The organism is Microbulbifer maximicatervae (SeqCode), assembly GCF_056231245.1.
Genome location: NZ_CP174334.1, coordinates 1,975,086 through 1,994,039 on the forward strand (window position 1 = coordinate 1,975,086; position 18,954 = coordinate 1,994,039).

At 50.0% G+C, this 18,954-nt stretch carries 12 protein-coding genes; 6 read left to right on the forward strand and 6 right to left on the reverse strand.

The window, feature by feature from the left end; genetic code table 11:
- The first annotated feature begins 258 nt into the window (after positions 1-258).
- A complete protein-coding gene (locus ACJJIS_RS08620) occupies positions 259-1,284 on the forward strand; it encodes a D-cysteine desulfhydrase family protein (protein WP_475710013.1) in 1,026 nt (341 codons plus the stop codon).
- A gap of 109 nt (positions 1,285-1,393) precedes the next feature.
- Positions 1,394-3,052: an alanine/glycine:cation symporter family protein gene (locus ACJJIS_RS08625; protein WP_413662275.1), complete on the forward strand. Its 1,659-nt coding sequence runs from the start codon at positions 1,394-1,396 to the stop codon at positions 3,050-3,052.
- A 126-nt stretch (positions 3,053-3,178) separates the two neighbouring features.
- On the opposite strand, the gene ACJJIS_RS08630 is transcribed toward ACJJIS_RS08625, so the two are convergent.
- Both ACJJIS_RS08630 and ACJJIS_RS08635 read right to left on the reverse strand, forming a co-directional pair.
- Complete coding sequence (locus ACJJIS_RS08630; protein WP_475710014.1) at positions 3,179-5,332, reverse strand: M4 family metallopeptidase; 2,154 nt, start codon at positions 5,330-5,332, stop codon at positions 3,179-3,181.
- 421 nt (positions 5,333-5,753) lie between these two features.
- The gene (locus tag ACJJIS_RS08635; RefSeq protein ID WP_282932490.1) at positions 5,754-7,088 is read right to left on the reverse strand and encodes a glutamine synthetase family protein; all 1,335 of its coding nucleotides are present in this window, start codon (positions 7,086-7,088) and stop codon (positions 5,754-5,756) included.
- 168 nt (positions 7,089-7,256) lie between these two features.
- On the opposite strand from ACJJIS_RS08635, the gene ACJJIS_RS08640 reads away from it, so the two are divergent.
- A complete protein-coding gene (locus ACJJIS_RS08640; protein ID WP_475710345.1) occupies positions 7,257-8,546 on the forward strand; it encodes an NAD(P)/FAD-dependent oxidoreductase in 1,290 nt (429 codons plus the stop codon).
- Positions 8,547-8,606: 60 nt separating this feature from the next.
- Here the strand turns inward: ACJJIS_RS08640 and ACJJIS_RS08645 are convergent, their stop codons facing one another.
- Complete coding sequence (locus tag ACJJIS_RS08645; RefSeq protein WP_475710015.1) at positions 8,607-10,412, reverse strand: M4 family metallopeptidase; 1,806 nt, start codon at positions 10,410-10,412, stop codon at positions 8,607-8,609.
- An 874-nt stretch (positions 10,413-11,286) separates the two neighbouring features.
- Here ACJJIS_RS08645 and ACJJIS_RS08650 point away from each other — a divergent pair.
- Together ACJJIS_RS08650 and cysB are read left to right on the forward strand one after the other, a co-directional pair.
- Positions 11,287-12,189 (forward strand): 5'-nucleotidase, encoded by a 903-nt coding sequence (locus ACJJIS_RS08650; protein WP_413662270.1) that lies wholly within the window; start codon positions 11,287-11,289, stop codon positions 12,187-12,189.
- Positions 12,190-12,502: 313 nt separating this feature from the next.
- Entirely contained in the window at positions 12,503-13,474 is a 972-nt protein-coding gene (cysB, locus tag ACJJIS_RS08655; protein ID WP_282932493.1) for an HTH-type transcriptional regulator CysB, read from the forward strand.
- A 45-nt stretch (positions 13,475-13,519) separates the two neighbouring features.
- Here cysB and ACJJIS_RS08660 read toward each other — a convergent pair whose 3' ends face one another.
- From ACJJIS_RS08660 to ppsR, 3 genes are all read right to left on the reverse strand, one after another.
- Positions 13,520-13,813: a hypothetical protein gene (locus ACJJIS_RS08660; RefSeq protein WP_475710016.1), complete on the reverse strand. Its 294-nt coding sequence runs from the start codon at positions 13,811-13,813 to the stop codon at positions 13,520-13,522.
- A gap of 175 nt (positions 13,814-13,988) precedes the next feature.
- Positions 13,989-15,320 carry an aminodeoxychorismate synthase component I gene (gene pabB / locus ACJJIS_RS08665; RefSeq protein WP_444917464.1) on the reverse strand — a complete coding sequence of 444 codons (1,332 nt, stop codon included), beginning with the start codon at positions 15,318-15,320 and terminating at the stop codon, positions 13,989-13,991.
- A 73-nt stretch (positions 15,321-15,393) separates the two neighbouring features.
- A complete protein-coding gene (gene ppsR, locus ACJJIS_RS08670; protein ID WP_444896986.1) occupies positions 15,394-16,221 on the reverse strand; it encodes a phosphoenolpyruvate synthetase regulatory kinase/phosphorylase PpsR in 828 nt (275 codons plus the stop codon).
- A gap of 189 nt (positions 16,222-16,410) precedes the next feature.
- Here ppsR and ppsA point away from each other — a divergent pair, with 189 nt between their 5' ends.
- Positions 16,411-18,774, forward strand: a complete 2,364-nt coding sequence (gene ppsA / locus ACJJIS_RS08675; RefSeq protein ID WP_475710017.1) for a phosphoenolpyruvate synthase — start codon at positions 16,411-16,413, stop codon at positions 18,772-18,774.
- The last annotated feature ends 180 nt before the right edge of the window (positions 18,775-18,954 follow it).

Consider the following 18,954-nt stretch of genomic DNA (forward strand, 5'->3'; position numbering starts at 1 on the left):
AAAGCCCACAGAAAAATTGCGGAATTAATCAAAGGCTGGACTAATTTGTCTGATTAATTTTTCAATAAAAAAACAGGTTAGGCAAAAAGCAATAAATAGCACTGAAAGGCATGCTTATGTTCATTTTTCAAAGCTAGTCCTCTATCCGCTTACTCAGCAAGCTTGGTTCTATCTCTGCGGAAACTTTTTGCTAGAGGTGTCCCCTTACTGAGTCACATCTATAAAACTAATAATTAGACATAACAGGTTTAATTCACCGTGCTTAAGAGCCTGCCAATAGAGTTGCCTAAGCGGTTGCGCCTGGCGAACCTGCCCACACCTCTGCAGTCGTTAGACCGAATCAGTGATCTTTACTCCCTTCCTTATGGAGGGCCCAGGATTTGGATAAAGAGAGATGATCTTACCGAGTCCGGCATGTCGGGAAATAAACTGCGCAAACTAGAGTTTGTTGCCGCTGAGGCCAGGGCCCAAGGGGCTCAGGTTTTGATCACTTGTGGCGGAGTGCAATCCAATCATTGCCGTACCACTGCTTTGGTGGGGGCTCGATTGGGGTTTAAGGTTCAGTTGATTTTACGTGGCAAGCGCACTGCAAATCCCGATGGCAACCTTTTACTGGATGAGTTGGCAGGTGCTGAAATTGCGGTTTACTCACCGGAGGAATACTCCCGGAATTTACAGGGCCTCTTTGACAGCTGGGCTGCTGAGTATCTGTCCAGAGGGCAGAAGTCTTTCTGTATCCCCACTGGTGCCAGCGACGGTTTAGGCATCTGGGGTTATATCTCGGCCTCTCAGGAATTATTGGCAGACTGTGCAGATAGGGGCTTCTCGCCTGATCATATTTTATGCGCTACTGGCAGCGGTGGGACCCAAGCGGGTTTGACCTTGGGGTGCCATTTGCTGGAAGCCGGTGTGAAAGTTACGGGTTTCGCCGTTTGCGACAGTGCTAATTATTTCCAAGTGAAAGTGCGTGAGGATATTTCGCAGTGGATGGCACAGTCTGGCGTATCGCTTGATTTGGAGTCCCTCAAGATTTTGGTTAATGCCGACTATAAAGGTCCCGCTTACGGGGTGGCGGAGCCAGAGGTTTACCAGACTATTAAAGAGTTGGCTTGCTTGGAGGGTATTCTTCTCGATCCAGTCTACACCGGCAAAGCATTTCATGGTCTGCTACAGGAGTTAAAAAAAGGAAATTACCGGGGCTCAGACAACCTGGTTTTTATTCATACCGGAGGGCAATTTGGCCTCTTCCCCCACCGAACTCACTTCTTCCCAGTGGCCGAATAATACGACATTACTGTTCTCGTGCCGCGTAAGCTGCTAACCTGCGCAACAAATTACAGTTGTATCTGTATATAAAACAAACAGAAATAAGTCAGAGTAGTGGGGGGTTAGTTTGGATTCCTTTAACAATCTGCTGTTGTTAATAGACGGCATGCTCGGCTCAGCACCTTGGTTCCCCTGGGTGTTACTTGGAGTCGGTTTCTTTTTCACCATTTATCTTGGTTTTCCGCAGCTTCGTTATTTTGGGCATGCGATCAAGATTGTACGCGGTAAGTACGACAAGCCCGGAGACCCGGGTGATACCTCCCACTTCCAGGCATTGGCCACAGCACTGTCGGGTACCGTAGGTACCGGTAATATCGGTGGCGTTGGCTTGGCTATTTTCCTCGGTGGTCCGGCTGCGCTGTTTTGGATGTGGATGACCGCATTCCTGGGTATGACCACAAAGTTTGTGGAAGTGACCCTGTCACACAAATACCGTATTAAAGCAGCGGATGGTTATTACGCGGGTGGCCCCATGTTTTACATGGAGCGTCGCTTGAATATGAAATGGCTTGCGGTGCTCTTTGCAATCGCGACCGTTATCTGTTCATTCGGTACCGGCAGCTTGCCCCAGGTCAACAACATTGCCCAGGCAATGCACGATTCTTTTGGTGTTGAGAAGGCTCTGACGGGTGGCATCCTGGCGATTTTGCTGGGCATGGTGATTATTGGCGGTATTACCCGAATCGCTAAAGTGACCTCCACCATTGTTCCCACCATGGCAGTTATCTACGTAATAGGTGCCTTGGGCGTTATCATCTACAACTACGAAAATATTCTGCCGTCCTTTGGGGCTGTTTTCCGCGATGCCTTCACCGGTAGTGCGGCTGTAGGTGGATTCCTGGGTGCGAGCTTTGCCTATGCCTTTAACCGTGGTGTGAACCGTGGCCTCTTCTCGAACGAAGCGGGTCAGGGCTCTGCACCTATTGCTCACGCCGCCGCTCGCGCAGACGAGCCGGTTTCTGAAGGTATGGTTTCCCTGCTGGAACCCTTTATCGACACCATTATCATTTGTACCTTAACCGGACTTGTGATTCTTTCTTCTGGTGTTTGGACTGAGAAACACGAGAACCTGTTTGAAGGTGCAGATACTTACGTTGTAGCGGGTAGCTACGATGAGAAGAATACCCAGGATGTTGAGCAGCTGTTCAAGTATTTGAGCGGTCAGGAGAGTGATGTTAAGGCCTATAACGGCTCCATTGTTGTGACTGACGGCCACCCGCTGAACAGCCAGGACTTTACCCTCATCCACGCCCGTTCTATTGCTGAAGACCTGGACTTCCGTGTGGGGGATGACAGCTTCAGCGGTGTTCTGGATGTGAAAGATGGTAAGTTTGCCAATGAAGATGTGGATATTTGGGGTAAGTCCCTGGTGCACTCTGTGGCCCTGACCAATCTTGCCTTCCAGCGCGGTTACTTTGGTGAATACGGTGGTCTGATTGTAACTCTGGGGATTCTGCTGTTTGCTTTCTCTACAGCAATTGCCTGGTCATACTACGGCGACCGCTCAATGATTTACCTTTTCGGCCCCAAGGCAGTAATGCCTTACCGAATAGTTTACGTTATTGCATTCTTCTGGGCTGCGATTGAGGACACCACAGTTATTTGGAACCTCTCTGCAGTGGCCATTGTGATAATGACCTTGCCCAACCTGTTTGGTATTACTGTGTTGGCCAAGGAGATGAAAGATACGGTGAAGGACTACTGGAAAGACCCAAGCCATAAATAATTTGTCTGGGTTTGATTAAAAAAGGCGGCCAATATGGCCGCCTTTTTTGTTTGTGCACCACCGATCCTTTGATCGATCTAGAGCTTGCCCACCCAGCAGATACCTGCTGGGTGGAAATCAGCTCAATTACTCAGTGCTTGCACTCAGGGTAACGCCAGAGTAGGCAGAGTAAGCGCGGATACTGATATACCAGGTTCCAGCATCCGGATTACTGATGGTGCAGCTTTCGTCATTGCCCCACTGGTAGGGGCGGCAGTCGTACGCTGTACGGGTAGGCTCTTGGCTGTGGCGAACATAGAGATCTGCATCTCCGCTGCCACCTTCCATTACGGCGCTCAGGGTAGAAGCTCCAGCGTCAACCTCAATGGTGAAGTGCTGCCAGCTATTGCGGGAACCAGAAAGGTTGGTTTCTTCCCAGCTGTCGCTACCACCACCGCCACCACCGGTGTAACTGCCTACCAGGGTGACATCGGAGAAGGAGGAGTAGCCGCGCACCATGACGTAATAGGTTCCGCCCTGCAGGTCAGCGTCAGCGATATCACAAGTTTCATTGTTGCCAGAACTATACGGACGGCAGTCATAAGTACTGGTGGTCGGCGCGCTACCAAAGCGAACGTAGAGGTCGGCATCGCCACTTCCGCCGGACATTACAAAAGACAGGTCTGTGGCATCAGCAGGTACATCCAGGGTGAAGTTAACTTCATCACCGCTGCCGCCCTCGATATCGGTCTCCGTAACCCCGTTTTCGAGTTCTCCGCCTTCATTACCACCGCCACCACCGCCACCGCCACCGCAGCTGCTGGTGGAAACGCCGACCGTGGAGAAGGCGGCAGCAACATCATCAGTGTCGTAGCCTAAATCTGATGCCGCAGAGAAAACACCACAGGCACCCTCATCAAAATCTGTATTGGCGCTCCAATACATCTGGTTGGCAAGAACAAAGGGATCGAATGCTGTGCGGGTATCCCAGCCGCTGGTGTTCGCCAGTAGGTAGAAGGCCCGGTTAAAGACGCCGGAGCTGTAGTGTACGTCCATGCCGTTGTAGTAGTCATCGGCGTGTCCGATAGAGCTGCCATCGTCAGTTGGATCTTCAAAGTAGCGGAGTGCTCCGCTGGACTTAAAGATTTCGGCCCCTACCAACCAGTCATTGCTGCCGCGCATATAGTACTCGGCAGCTTCACCGGCAATATCAGAGAAGGCTTCATTGATACCGCCGGACTGATTGTAGTAATTCAAATCAGAGTTTTGCTCGGTAAAGCCGTGGCTGACTTCGTGAGCGGAAACATCGAGGCTAACCAGTGGGTAGAAGTAGCTCTGGCCATCACCAAATGTCATCTGGCTGCCATCCCAGAAGGCATTCTCGTAATTGTTGCTGTAGTGCACCCGCATTCTCAGTTTTTGTGTGAGAGGGGATGTGTTGTACCAGTCGCTATAGAGATCAAACACCACACCGCCAAAGAAGTGTGCGTCATTGAGTGGTGAGTAAGCGCCGTTGATTGACTTATAGTCATTGTCCGGGCAAGTGAACGAGTGGATGCTACCGCCATTCGTGCTGTGGTTCATATCAACGGTTTCTACATTGTCCGTATCCATGGCACAGCTGTCGTCAACAATCATGTGGGGGTAGTCAGTACCGTACTCGTAGCGCCCGGTCTTTGAATTGCCCCCTGGGCCTGTCGCATTTTGTGCAAAGTTCAAGCCGTCCCAATGCTTGAGAACTTCGCCAGTCATTGCATCGATAAAGTAGAAGGGGCGTGTGGGTTCATCGCCGTACTCAACCCAGTTGACCAGGTAAGCCAAGCGGGCATTGTCTTGCTCATCGATATAGACGTAGAGTTTCTTTTTGGGGTTATGTGCTTCCAGCTTCAAAGCCTGAACTGACAAAGCTCCCTGGATAACGCCCTGCTGCGTGCGCCAGTTGATCTGGTGGTCCATTGCCCGCTCAATAGCATTATCTTCATTGATAAATGCTTTGATATTGGGTACTTCCAGTTCCAGCCCAGTGATGACATTGCCGCGAACCTCAGTAATCAGACCCTGCCCGGAGCTGGTTACTGTTTGGCCGTAGACAGGAATGCCTTTGTGAGTCTGTTGGTAGCGGGCTACGGTTTTGCCGTTGACGAGAGTGCGCTCACGAACTTTTTCGAGCGCCATATCCGATCCGCCGGTGGCAGCTAAAGTTTGTGGTGAGAGCATGTCCGCCGTGGCGGGGACGCGCTCAACAGCATGTGCACTAATAGCCAAGGCTAAAGTGCAGCTTAGTCCTACAAAATGCTTCATTGCTAGCTTTCCCTTTTATAGCTTTTTTATATATGAATCCGCCGGTATACAGCCGTATTTCCCTTGTGGGGACCGTATTAAATCTGGTTGGCCAATACAGGCTGGATTTTTATGTGGTAAGACAGCAGAAGATAACCGTCGCCAGGAAGGGACCGCGGTAGCGGCAGTGGCGTTCGCTTTCTCAAACCGGTTGCCCTAATTAATTGGGCAACTTGAGATTACCCTGCATACGCATCTAGGCAACAAAAAGGTGATGGCAAACTAATATATTTGAATTGTTTTCGATATTTTTGCTCGGATCGTCACAAATTAGGAAGTGATGTTCTGCCTGTGAGGTGGAAAAGATGAGTTGTTTTTTCCGAAAAAATAAATTTGGCGATAACAGTTTATTATTTCTGTTAGCTTTTAGTGGAACGGTTATTTATACATTTAATAATAGAAATTCCCTCTCCCACGAACTGATCACACGATTAAACTCTTCATATTCATTTCTCTTGATTGCGCTCCAGGCTTTTACGAATTTACTGCCAAACATTTCTGTTGCTTCATCACAATCTGATAGGAGTGTCAGGGCATGTTCCTGGGTGCGGGGAAGTGTAATTGACTCTTTGGAGCAGTCGCCCTGATAAGGTGCGCTCGGTGCGACTTTATTGGTCATTCCTAAATACCCGCAGGCAAGAGAAGCTGCTATGGCAAGGTAGGGATTGCAGTCTGCTCCGGGAAAACGATTTTCAAGACGTTTACTTTGTGGCGAGCTGTCGGGAACCCGAAGGCCTGTTGTTCGGTTGTCGTAACCCCAGTGGAGACTGGTGGGTGCGGCCATTTCAGGTGTAAAGCGGCGATAGGAGTTTACATTTGGAGCAAAAAAACTAATAAAACCGGGAGTGTATTTCTGCATGCCGCCAATAAAATGCAAGAAATTATTGCTCTCTTTTCCTGTATTATCGACAAAAATATTTTCACCGGTTTTTCTATCCGCCACACTCTGGTGTAAGTGCAGCGCGCTTCCAGGTTCGTCTTCCATCGGTTTTGCCATGAAGGTTGCATAAATGCCGTGGCGCAGAGCCGTTTCGCGCACTGTGCGTTTAAAGGTAAAGACCTGGTCAGCTAAATGAAGTGGATCTCCATGTAGAAAGTTAATTTCCATCTGGGCAGTGCCTGATTCGTGGATCAGTGTGTCGACATCAAGCCCCTGAGCTTCACAAAAATCATACATGTCTTCAATGATGGGCTCGTATTCATTGGCCGCATCAATGCTATAGGATTGTCGGGTTTTTTCTGTGCGTCCCGATCTTCCCACAGGCGCGGATAGCTTTTCATCCGGGTCCAGGTTTCTTTTTACAAGATAAAACTCTACCTCAGGGGCGACAATAGGCTTCCATCCTCTGTCTGCATATTTTTCGAGGACAAATTTTAAAATATTACGGGTGCTGATAGGGTGAGGGTCCCCATCTCGAGAATGGCAGTCATGAATGATTTGTGCTGTCGGATCATTGGCCCAAGGGTTTAGGCGCACTGAGTTGGGGTCAGGGATTAGGAGCATGTCGGTGTCTGCTGGATCAACAAGCTCATTGTGTTCGTCGACATAATCCCCCGTGACAGTTTGCACCAAAATGCTTTCCGGTAAACGGCTGTCTTGAGTTAAGAACTTATCGGTGGGGGTGAACTTTCCTCTGGCGTTACCTGACATGTCGGGAACAAGGCATTCAACTTCTGCAATATTGTGATTTGCCAGCCAGTTTGTAATTTTATCCATTGGATAGCCATTGCTTACTTTTTCTTCCTGAGTGAAATTCTATGATCAGTGCCGGAAAGCGTTGCGCTGAAAATAATTCCTCCTGTGTAAAGGAACTATATACTGCCGATTGGAACAGGGCCGTTTATTTAAATGGCATTGAGGGTATCTGGTAGAAATATGAAGGTGATGAATAGGTTGGATGAGCACACGGAATCCTATTATGCCGCTACAGCTAACGACCTTCAGGAGTATCCATGCCTGGAAGGTAACGTGGAGGCAGATGTCTGCATCATTGGTGGTGGTTATACGGGACTCTCCAGTGCTTTGCACTTGGCAGAGCGCGGCTACCGTGTGGTGCTTCTGGAGGCTAATAGGATTGGTTGGGGCGCATCAGGAAGGAATGGAGGACATGTCGGTGTTGGACAAAGGCGAAGTCAGGGTGATCTGGAAGCCATGTTCGGGTTCGACACCGCTAAGCAGCTCTGGGATTTGAGTATCAACGCTGTTCAACTGGTGGAAAGTCTTATAGTCAGGCACCAGATTCAATGTGATTTAAAACGCGGGATCATGCATCTTGCAGCGAAATCCAGTCACGATAAATATCTGCAGGATGAAACTGAAGAGCTCAGAGAGAAATATGATTACAGGCAAGTTGAGTATATAGATAAAGAAGAAGTTCGACAGCTTGTAAGTAGCAAACGATATCTCGGCGCACAGCTGGATTTTGGTTCGCTACATCTTCATCCTCTCAATTTTGCATTAGGTCTTGCCCGCGCAGCAGTTTCTGCCGGTGCCAGGTTTTTTGAGTGTAGTGGTGTGCAAGGGTATTCGAGCTCTTCTCCATTTACGGTGAAAACTGCACGAGGAAAGGTGAAGGCCGAAAAGTTGATTTTAGCTTGCAATGGTTATTTGAAAGATCTTGAGCCCCGCTTAGCGGGGCGCATAATGCCAATAAATAATTTTGTGCTGGCAACAGAGCCCTTACCGGAGGGGCTCGCTAGGGAAATCATAGCCAATGACTTCGCACTGCAAGATACTCTATTTGTTATAAATTATTGGAAATTATCTGGCGATAATCGTTTAATTTTTGGGGGAGGGGAAAATTACACCAGGCGTTTCCCTAAAGATATTCGCAGTTTCGTCCGCAAGTATATGTTGAGGGTTTACCCGCAACTGGAAAATACTGCTGTTGATTTCGGCTGGGGGGGTACGCTGGCCATTACTATGAATCGGATGCCCTGTATAGGGCAGTTGCAGTCGGGCCTATATTACAGTCAGGGGTATTCTGGACATGGAGTGCCTACGGCAACTTTTGCCGGTAAGCTTCTGGCTGATGCAATTTATGGGGAGAGTGAGGGTTACAACGTGTTTTCTTCTCTTCCTAAAGTAGAGTTTCCAGGTGGCACTTTATTGAGGTGGCCGGGGTTGGTGTTGGGGATGCTTTTCCACAGTTTGTTAGATAGGTTTGGAAGCTAGTCTTTGAGTGATGTGATAGAGAATGCCGACACACTAATGTGTCGGCACCTGCCTTAAATATTACTGGCTCTGGGCGGAAAGGGTTACGCCTCTGTACGAAATATAGCCTTGTACACTGATGTGCCAGGTACCTGCAGCTGGATTGCTAAAACTACAGAATTCATTATTGCCGTTTACGTAAGGACGACAATCCCAGTTGTCGGTGGTTGGGGTGGCACCATAACGGACGTACAAATCGGCATCGCCATTGCCGCCGAGCATTTCGACGGTCAAAGATGATGAGCCTGATGGTACATCCAGGGTGAAGTGCTGCCAGCTATTTCGGCGGCCTGATAAGTTGGTTTCTTCCCAGCCTTCTGAGTTTGAACCACCATCATCGTCACAGTTGCTGGTAGATACCCCTACGGTGTCGAACGCTGCGATTACTGTTGCAGTATCGTATCCGAGATCTTCAGTAGCTGACAGGGCTCCGCAAGCACCTTCAATGTAATCAGTGCTTTGATTCCAATAAGTTTGGTTAGCAAGCACAAAGATATCGAAAGCAGTTTGGGTGTTCCAGCCGCTTGAGTTGGCAATCAAGTAGAAAGCCCGGTTGAATACGCCGGAGCTGTAGTGCACGTCCATGCCGCTATAGTAGTCGGAGGCATGGCCAATGGATCTGCCATCTTTGGTGGGGTCATCCATATAGCGAAGAGCGCCATCAGCCTTGTATATATCGGCCCCCACCATCCAGTCGTTAGTGCCCTTCATGTAGAACTCGGCAGCTTCACCGGCCATATCAGAGAAGGCTTCGTTGATGCCGCCGGATTGGTTGGCGTAGGTCAGGTTGGAGTTTTGCTCAGTAAAGCCATGGCTCACCTCATGAGAGGATACATCCAAGCTGACAAGAGGGTGGAAGGTTGTGAAGCCATCACCAAATGTCATTTGGCTGCCATCCCAGAAGGCGTTCTCGTAGTTGTTGCTGTAGTGAACTCGCATTCTCAATTTTTGTGTGAGGGGCGATGTTCCATACCAGTCACTATACATATTGAAAACGACGTTGCCGAAGAAGTGGGCATCATTCAATGGAGAATAAGCACCATTGATTTCTTTGTAATCATTTTCCGGACAGGTGAAGGAGAAAACGCTACCTCCGCTTGTACCGTGATTCAAATCCACGGTTTCTACGTTAGCAGTGTTCATGGAGCAGTTATTGTCAACTTCGAGGGCAGGGAAGTCTGTTCCATATTCATAACGCCCGGTTTTTTCATTGCCACCGGGGCCTGTAGCATCCTGGAAGGCAAGGCCGTCCCATTGCTTGATAACTTCGCCAGTAAGTGCGTCTACAAAATAGAACGGTCTGCTCGGCTCATCTCCGTATTCGACCCAGTTAACCAAATAAGCTAATCGCGCCTGGTCGTTTTCATCGACATAGACATAGAGCTCTTTTTTCTGGTTTCGTGCGTTGAAGCGCATGGACGACATTGAGAGAGCTTTTTTACTGTCACCATCCTGAGTGCGCAGATTCAGCTGATGGTTCATGGCTCGATCAATAGCATTATCGGCATCAATCGTTGCGCGGGCGGTAGGTACCTCCAACTCTAGGCCTGAGAGTACGTGGCCTCTCACTTTTTCAGTTAAGCCTTGCCTGGAACTGGTTATGGTTCTCCCCCAAACGGGTATGCCTTTGTGAGTTTGCCGATATCGGGCAACCGTTCTCCCGTTGGCGAGCGTGCGCTCGCGAACCTTTTCCAGCTTCATATCTGAGCCAGCGATTGAGGCTAGGGACTGATTGGAAAGTAACTCTGGTGTGACATTAATACGCTCCGCCGCTTGGGCGCTAATAGCGAGTGCGAGTGTGCTAGCGGCTCCTAACAAATATTTCATTAAGTAATTCTCTTTATGATTATAATTTAATGGCCATAGTTAACCGGGAGCATAAAATAAACGCTCAGTGGTTAATGCTGTCTGGTTAAGCGGCCAATTGAATCACACCCCAAGAATATCTCGCGCTATGAGCTATGAGCTGAGAGCTGTATGGAGTTTATGTGCAAAATTTTCTTGGGGGTTGTTTGCCGTTGTCAGGCGAAATAACGATATCCCTTGTTGTTATTCCTGACAATAATTTTTTTGTAGTGGATGTAAACTTGAAAGATCAAATTGTTTTTTTGATGTGTATGTCACGAATTCAGATATTTGCAACTTTGGTTATTTGAGGGGTTTTAATTGGTTAGTTTATAGCTTTTTTCTGAATGGCAAACTTTTTTTGAGTTGTATTTAAACGGTAAAGCTTTCTGTGGTTTTGTTATTTTTGTTTATTTCCGGTGCGAAATTCTTCAATTTAATTCAATTTGCATGAGTGGGGTGCTATATGTTTGTTAAGTTTGAAGGGGTGTATTAATCTGGGTTCTTTAAGGGGGTGTCAAACTAAAGGATTAAAGTATTAATCCTTTCTGAGCTTGATGGGGGTGGATATTAACTCTACCAAAACTTTACTGTAGAAAAATGCACGCGGTAGTTTGGAGCGGTTTCAATTTCGAATTTTGAAATGTTTTGCTCCATCGTCTTAATCCCGCAGTCAAAGCAACTTTGACTCCCTGGACACTTGTGCAGCGCTCTGTAGGTAACATCGGGAAGGGCTGGCATTCTTATCTGTACATATCGCTCAATTTGTGGAATATAAGTTTGAGATTTGTCGTAGACTCTCACTGCCCTCAGTGAAGCTGCGGTGTCGGTGGATTAACGATGTAGAGGCTCTCTAATGGCTGTGCGTCCAGATAAGTTAGTAATCGCTATTTCCTCTCGCGCTCTGTTTAACCTTAGCGATAGCCACAAGGTATTTGAGGAGCAGGGATTGCACGCCTTTTCTCATTATCAAGTTGAGCGTGAGAACGATGTTCTGGAAAAAGGGGACGCATTCCCTCTGGTTGAGAAGTTTCTAAAGATCAATGAGCTTCTTGGCGGTGAGCCACGGGTGGAGGTGATCCTGCTATCAAGGAATAGTGCCGATACCGGATTAAGGGTATTTAACTCGATAGAGCACTATGGACTCAATATTACTCGTGCGGCCTTTTGCAATGGTGGAAGCCCTTACCGTTATATTGGCCCATTTGGATGCAACCTGTTTTTGTCTGCTGATGGTGTAGATGTCCGCCAAGCGTTGGAGCAGGGGGTTGCTGCGGCAACCTTGGTTGCCGGAGGAAACCGCGAATATCGTGATGATGTGTTGCGATTTGCCTTTGACGGCGATGCGGTAATCTTCTCTGATGAGGCTGAGCGAGTCTACAAAACGGAAGGCCTGGCTGCTTTTACTGAGGCGGAGCGTGCCTCAGCACAGAAGCCACTGGGGGGAGGGCCCTTTAAGGGATTCCTTGAGGCTTTGCAGAGGTTGCAGGCTGAATTTGAGATGGATACCTGCCCGATACGAACGGCTTTGGTAACGGCACGTTCCGCACCGGCCCATGAGCGGGTCATCAGGACATTGCGCGCCTGGGATATTAGGGTGGATGAGTCAGTTTTTCTCGGCGGGCTTCCTAAAGGTGAGTTCCTGCGGGCTTTTGGCGCCGATGTCTTCTTTGATGATCAGCCTAGTCACTGTGTTTCTGCAGGTGAGCATGTGGCTACGGGCCATGTTCCTCATGGAATCGCAAATGCAGAGGTATAAAAAGTTCAAAAGTGATAAAGGTGTACGTTATCACTCAGTGCTCTCTATGCCGATAATGTTCGAATTTTTCCCGGCCCTCATCCGAGAGGCTTAGCTCTAATTATTAGAAAATAAAGCCGACAGAAAGTCCGGGATCCCCCAAAGTTGATTGACACTTTCGTCTCTACCACGGATATTCAACCGTCCATTGGCCCTGGCTTTGATTCACTGCTATTCTTTTCTCGTATAACTCAAGATAGTTTTTATAACTATCGATCAAAAAATGGTATTACTCGCTCTCGGCCATGAGCGAACTTAATGAAAGGGAGGATCTATGAAGCTGCAGCAGTTGAGATATATCTGGGAAGTGGCACATCACGACCTCAATGTTTCTGCTACAGCGCAGAGCCTCTATACCTCCCAGCCGGGAATCAGTAAGCAAATCCGACTTTTGGAGGATGAGCTTGGTGTAGAAATCTTCGCACGCAGCGGCAAGCATCTCACAAGGGTGACCCCGGCAGGGGAGGCAATCTTAAAGACTGCCGGCGAAATTATGCGCAAAGTGGAGAATATCAAACAGGTTGCGCAAGAGTTCAGCAATGATAAAAAAGGTAGTCTCGCTGTAGCTACCACTCACACCCAGGCGCGCTATGCCTTGCCCCCGATTATTAAGTTGTTTATAGGCCGTTATCCGGAGGTTTCCCTGCATATGCACCAGGGAACCCCTATGCAAATTTCTGAGATGGCGGCAGATGGCACTGCAGACTTTGCTATTGCTACCGAAGCTCTGGAGCTTTTCAGCGATTTGGTGATGATGCCTGTCTACCGCTGGAACCGCTGCATCCTGGTACCGAAAGATCACCCGCTTTGCCAAGTGAGCAAGCTATCCCTTGAGGACGTGGCGAAGTACCCGATAGTTACTTATGTATTTGGGTTTACCGGCCGCTCCAAGTTAGATGAAGCTTTCTTGGAGAAAGGGTTGTCACCTAAGGTAGTCTTTACCGCCGCCGATGCTGATGTAATCAAAACTTACGTGCGCCTGGGATTGGGAATTGGCATTGTGGCTGATATGGCCGTTGATGGCGAAGATGAGGACCTTGTGGCTCTCGATGCCAGTGATCTATTTGAATCGAGTGTTACGAAAATTGGCTTCCGTAAGGGGATTTTCCTGCGGGGCTTTATGTATGAGTTTATCCAGCAATTTGCCCCCCACCTCAGCCGTGAGCTGATTGACCAGGCGGCACAGGCGACATCCCGTTCTGAGGTCGATGCGCTGTTCGCCGATATGGAGTTGCCGGTTTACTAGAGCTGCTGCTGAATGGAAGTGCCGAATAAAGCTAAGGGATGGAGGCTATGAAGCCTCCATCTCGATCAGGGGGCGCAGCACTTCTTTGGCGAACTTGAAGTAAACAGTGAAAATCTCTGCTTTCTTACCTTCGCGCTCTACGACAAAGAAGGGCGCTCGCTCTACCTTGTACTGCTGAGCCAGCTGTAAGCCCGGGCTTTGCGGGTCACGCACGTCGGCGATAAGTGTCTGGTCGATAAATTGCATTTGGCCATTTTCTTCCAGCTTTTCTTCAACGTCGCGACACTTGGCGCAGGGCGAGCCGTCGGCGAGAATTTTCTTGACCAGTGTGATCTTCACGATAATTTCCTTGATCCAGTGCAATGCCATTAAAGGCAAGATGGACTGAATCTATCAGAACCCCTAATAACTTTGAAATATCAATCGCCGATACCTTTATAACTGAAATTTGTAGTGATGCTACAAAAGGCGCCAAAATAGGCTAATTTTTAGTCGTTTTTCGGCGATTTGATGCCTACTGCAAAAATTGTTCAGTAGTTTCCAGTAGTAAGCGCACCTTGGCCAAGCACTCCTGATGCTCTGAAGTGGGATCGGAATCTGCAACGATCCCACCACCTGCCGCGCAGGTTAGATGTCCATCGTTGGCACTGAAGGTCCGGATGGCGATATTGGTGTCAGCGCGGCCACAGCTGCTGATGTAGCCAATACTGCCGCAATAAATCCCCCGGGGGCTGGATTCCAGCTCACGGATCACTTCCATTGAGCGTCGCTTTGGAGCACCTGTGATAGACCCGCCGGGGAAACAAGCTTCGAGTAATTCGCTATAAACTGACTCTTCGGGTAGCTCACCAGTTACTACGCTGACCAAGTGGTGGACATTGGCAAAACTCGCCAATTGGAATAGCTCGGGAACACGTACGGTGCCACTGCGACACAGCTTGCTCAAATCATTGCGCAGTAAATCGACGATCATCAGGTTTTCCGCCCGGTCCTTGGGGCTTCTCTGTAGCGAGAAGGCGGCGCGCTGATCGGCCATCTTATCAGCGTGTCTTGCTGCAGTGCCTTTAATCGGTTCCGTGCGCAAACTGGCGCCGTCAGCTCGGATAAATCGCTCCGGCGACATACTGAGCAGGCTGCCATGGGGCAGGGCCATATAAGCAGAAAAGGGACCGGCAGCTTGAGAGCGCAATGCCAGGTAAGCTGTTAGCAGATCGCCGCTGTAGGGGGCCCTGAAACGCTGGGTAAAGTTTGCCTGATAGATATCGCCAGCGGCGATATATTCCAGTATCTGCTCAATTTGTGCCCGATATTCATCTGCACTCAGTTCGTGCTCAAATGGTGAATGCAGCCGGAAGTCCCCGGGCGTAAGCGTGGTCTCCCAGTTGATAGCTTTAAATCGCTGTATCAATTCGCGAACTTGCTGGGGGGGGCAGGCGGGGTGGAAAACCAGGTGATTGCTGCCCAGTTGGTGGTCGGCAATAAAGGCCCATGTGTAGAGACCAAAAAAGCCTGCGGGCAAGTCCGTAGGGCGCATATCTGCCGGCAGATAATTGCCCTCTACACCGAGTTCATAGCCAGCGTAACCAATAACCCCGCCGCAAAAAGGCAGTTGTGAGTCCCTGTCCTGAGGGCAGAGTTCGCACACGAGGTCATCCAGCCGGGCAAATGGCTCGGGCGTGTCGGCACTTAACTCGAGGGTATTTATTGGGTCGGCACTAATGATGTCATAGCGCCCACCCTCCGCGAGAGGTCGACCGCTGTCGAGCCAAACGGGGATAGGTAAATCCGCTATCGCTGCAAATGCGGCGGGCGTGTTTAATGAGTAGGGCAGAGAGACAATTTGCATATCAAGCTACAGCAGTCCGGAAGACGGCGCACACTACACATTTTGCGGCGGCAATTAAAGGGTGTGTGGCTCTTTAGTCAATCCTGCGCTCAATACCGGCCTGAGACATCAGGCGGGTGGCGAGTTCCTCCACCGAAAGTTGGGTTGCATTGAGGAAAGGCACCTGGGCCCGCCTCAGCATTTGCTCAACTTGGCGCACCTCGAATTCACATTGTTCCTTAGAAGCGTAGCGGCTGTTGGCGCGCCTTTCCTGTCTAATTTGCATCAGACGCTCGGGCTCGATTGTCAGGCCAAACAGCTTGTTGCGAAACGGGCGCAGGATCTTGGGCAGGGTGGTGGAGTCCATATCCTCTTCGGTGATGGGGTAGTTTGCCGCGCGCAGGCCAAACTGAAGTGCCAGGTACAAGCAGGTAGGCGTTTTGCCGGAGCGGGAAACGCCCAACAGGATTACATCGGCTTGCTGGAATTCGCTGACTCTGCGGCCATCGTCATTGTCCATGGCGAAGTGCACTGCTTCAATCCGGTCGGTGTAGCGACGGTTGTCGTCAATGCCGTGAGAGACGTTGACCATCTGCGCTGGATCCCGGTTAAACAGATTGGCCAGTGGCGTGAGGTAGTTCTCGAAGATATCGAGCATCAGCGCAGAGCTTTGGTGCAGCTGTTCCCGGATCTTGTCAGAAACAATGCTGGTAATAATGATCGGCTGTAAACCGGATTCATCGGCTGCTTTTTCTATGCGTTGCAGGGCCTGTTTAACTTTTTCGGTGGAGTCGATATAGGGAAGCGTGACCTGCTCAACTTGTTGATCGCGGAACTGTGCGAGTAGGCTGTGGCCAATCGCTTCGACGGTGAGACCGGTTCCGTCGGAGATAAAAAAAGCCGTGCGCTTGTCTTTTGCCATGTTTGTTCTCAGTTTGTCGGCGTGAGGGGGCTATTGTAGGGGAGGAATGGGGCAAAGGTCTTTTATTCTGGCGTTTTGCAATTTTTGTAGAAAATTTACAACATTTTGGCCAATTTTTACGGGCTATTTTTTACAAAACTCATCCTTATAATCTGCCGCCACTCAACCTGAATTTTAGAGGGCCTTCACTTGACGAACTTCACGATCGACTTCGCAAAACTGGGCATGGCCGATGTCGACAAAGTCGGCGGCAAGAACGCATCACTGGGCGAGATGATCTCCTCTCTCGCCGGTGCCGGCGTGAGCGTACCCGGTGGCTTCGCTACCACCGCAGAAGCCTTTAGGGCTTTCCTGGCTCACGAACAGCTGGAGCAGCGTATAGCCGAGCGTTTGCAAGGATTGGATGTTGGTAATGTCACCGAGCTGGCCCAGGCGGGAGATGAAATCCGCAACTGGATTTTACAGACTCCGTTCCCCGAGCAGCTGGAAAAAGAGATTCGCGAGGGCTATGAGGCCCTGGGTGGTGCGGAAACTGCTGTTGCAGTTCGCTCCTCTGCAACCGCCGAAGACTTGCCGGATGCGTCCTTCGCCGGTCAGCAGGAGACCTTCCTGAATATCCGCGGTATCGACGCTGTATTGAAGGCAGTAAAAGAAGTTTTTGCTTCCCTCTACAACGACCGTGCTATCGCCTACCGCGTGCATACCGGTTATGCGGATGTGGGCGTTGCCCTGTCTGCCGGTATCCAGCACATGGTGCGCAGTGAGACTGGTGCAGCGGGTGTGATGTTTACCCTGGACACAGAGAGTGGCTTCCGCGATGTGATCTTTATCACCGCTGCCTTTGGTTTGGGCGAAACCGTTGTTCAAGGTGCGGTTAACCCGGACGAATTTTACCTCTACAAGCCAGCCCTGGATACGGGCCGTCCTGCGATTCTGCGCCGCAATCGCGGTAGTAAAGCGATCAAGATGGTTTACGACGAGAGCGGTGAATGTGGTCGTTCCGTAAAAACTATCCCGGTGGCAGACGAAGACCGCCAGCGCTTTGCCCTCAACGATGCGGAGCTGACAGACCTGGCAATCCAGGCCCGCAAGATTGAAGAGCACTACGGTCGCCCGATGGATATCGAGTGGGCCAAAGACGGCGACAGCGGTAAGTTGTTTATCGTACAGGCGCGTCCGGAAACTGTACGCTCCCGCGATCAGGGAACCAGCATTGAGCGCTACAGCTTGCAGGAGCGCAGTGACGTATTGTGTGAAGGCCGCGCAATCGGCCAGCGCATTGGCGCGGGCCCCGTTCGCAAGCTTGAATCCGTAGAAGATATGGCGCTGATGCAGGATGGTGAAGTCCTGGTTACCGACATGACCGACCCGGATTGGGAGCCGGTCCTGAAGAAAGCGAGTGCTATTGTTACCAATCGCGGCGGCCGTACTTGTCACGCGGCAATTATCGCTCGTGAGCTGGGCATCCCCGCAGTTGTAGGTTGTGGTAATGCAACCGAGCTGCTGGAAACCGGCACCCCGGTGACAGTTTCCTGTGCGGAAGGCGATACCGGTTTTGTAATGGCTGGTGAACTGGAATTCCAGCGCGAGGAAACTGAAGTTGCGGAAATGCCGGAGCTGCCGTTCAAAATTATGTTGAACGTGGGTAACCCGGATCGAGCATTCGCTTTCAGCCATCTGCCGAACCAGGGCGTTGGCCTTGCGCGCCTTGAGTTTATCCTCAACCGCATGATCGGTATTCACCCGAAAGCACTGCTCGAACTGGATAACCTGCCGGAAGATCTGCAGCAGAATATTCGCGAGCGTATCGGTGGATACGATTCTCCAGAAGACTTTATTGTCGAAAAACTGGTGGAAGGTATCGCTACCTTGGCTGCAGCCTTCGCACCAAATCGCGTCATCGTACGCTTGTCCGACTTTAAATCTAATGAGTATGCGCACCTTGTGGGTGGCCAGTTGTACGAGCCAAGCGAAGAAAACCCAATGCTTGGCTTCCGTGGTGCAGCTCGCTATCGCTCTGAAGATTTCCGCCAGTGCTTTGCCCTGGAGTGCCGTGCACTGAAGAAAGTCCGCGATGAAATGGGACTGACCAATGTGGAAATCATGGTGCCCTTCGTCCGCACCCCGGAAGAAGCTGAGGAAGTAGTCGGTCTGCTGGCTGAAAACGGCCTGCGCCGTGGAGAAGGTGGCCTTAAGGTCATTATGATGTGTGAATTGCCGTCCAACGCTTTGCTGGCGGAAGACTTCCTGCAGCACTTTGATGGCTTCTCCATCGGTTCCAATGACCTGACTCAGCTAACGCTTGGTCTGGACCGCGACTCCGGCCTGGTTGCCGATTTGTTTGATGAGCGCAACCCAGCGGTCAAGGCACTGCTTTCCAGGGCGATCCAAGCCTGTAAGAAAGCGGGTAAATATGTAGGTATTTGTGGTCAGGGTCCTTCTGACCATAAAGACTTCGCCCGCTGGTTGATGGATGAGGGGATTGACAGTGTGTCCCTGAACCCGGATACCGCAGTAGATACCTGGCTATTCCTGGCCAACGAGGAAGGTTAATTTTCCTCCTTAAGCGGCCCAATTGTGGGCCGCTTTCCCAATTCTTCCCCCGCTATATTTAACTGTAATTTTTCTGCTGAAGCGGTGTTTGCCTTGGTGGAAAATGAGTCCGTTGTTGCAGTTAAATCCGGAAATGCCTGATTTTGTTCTGCTAATTGTGTTTGAAAAATTTAAACGACA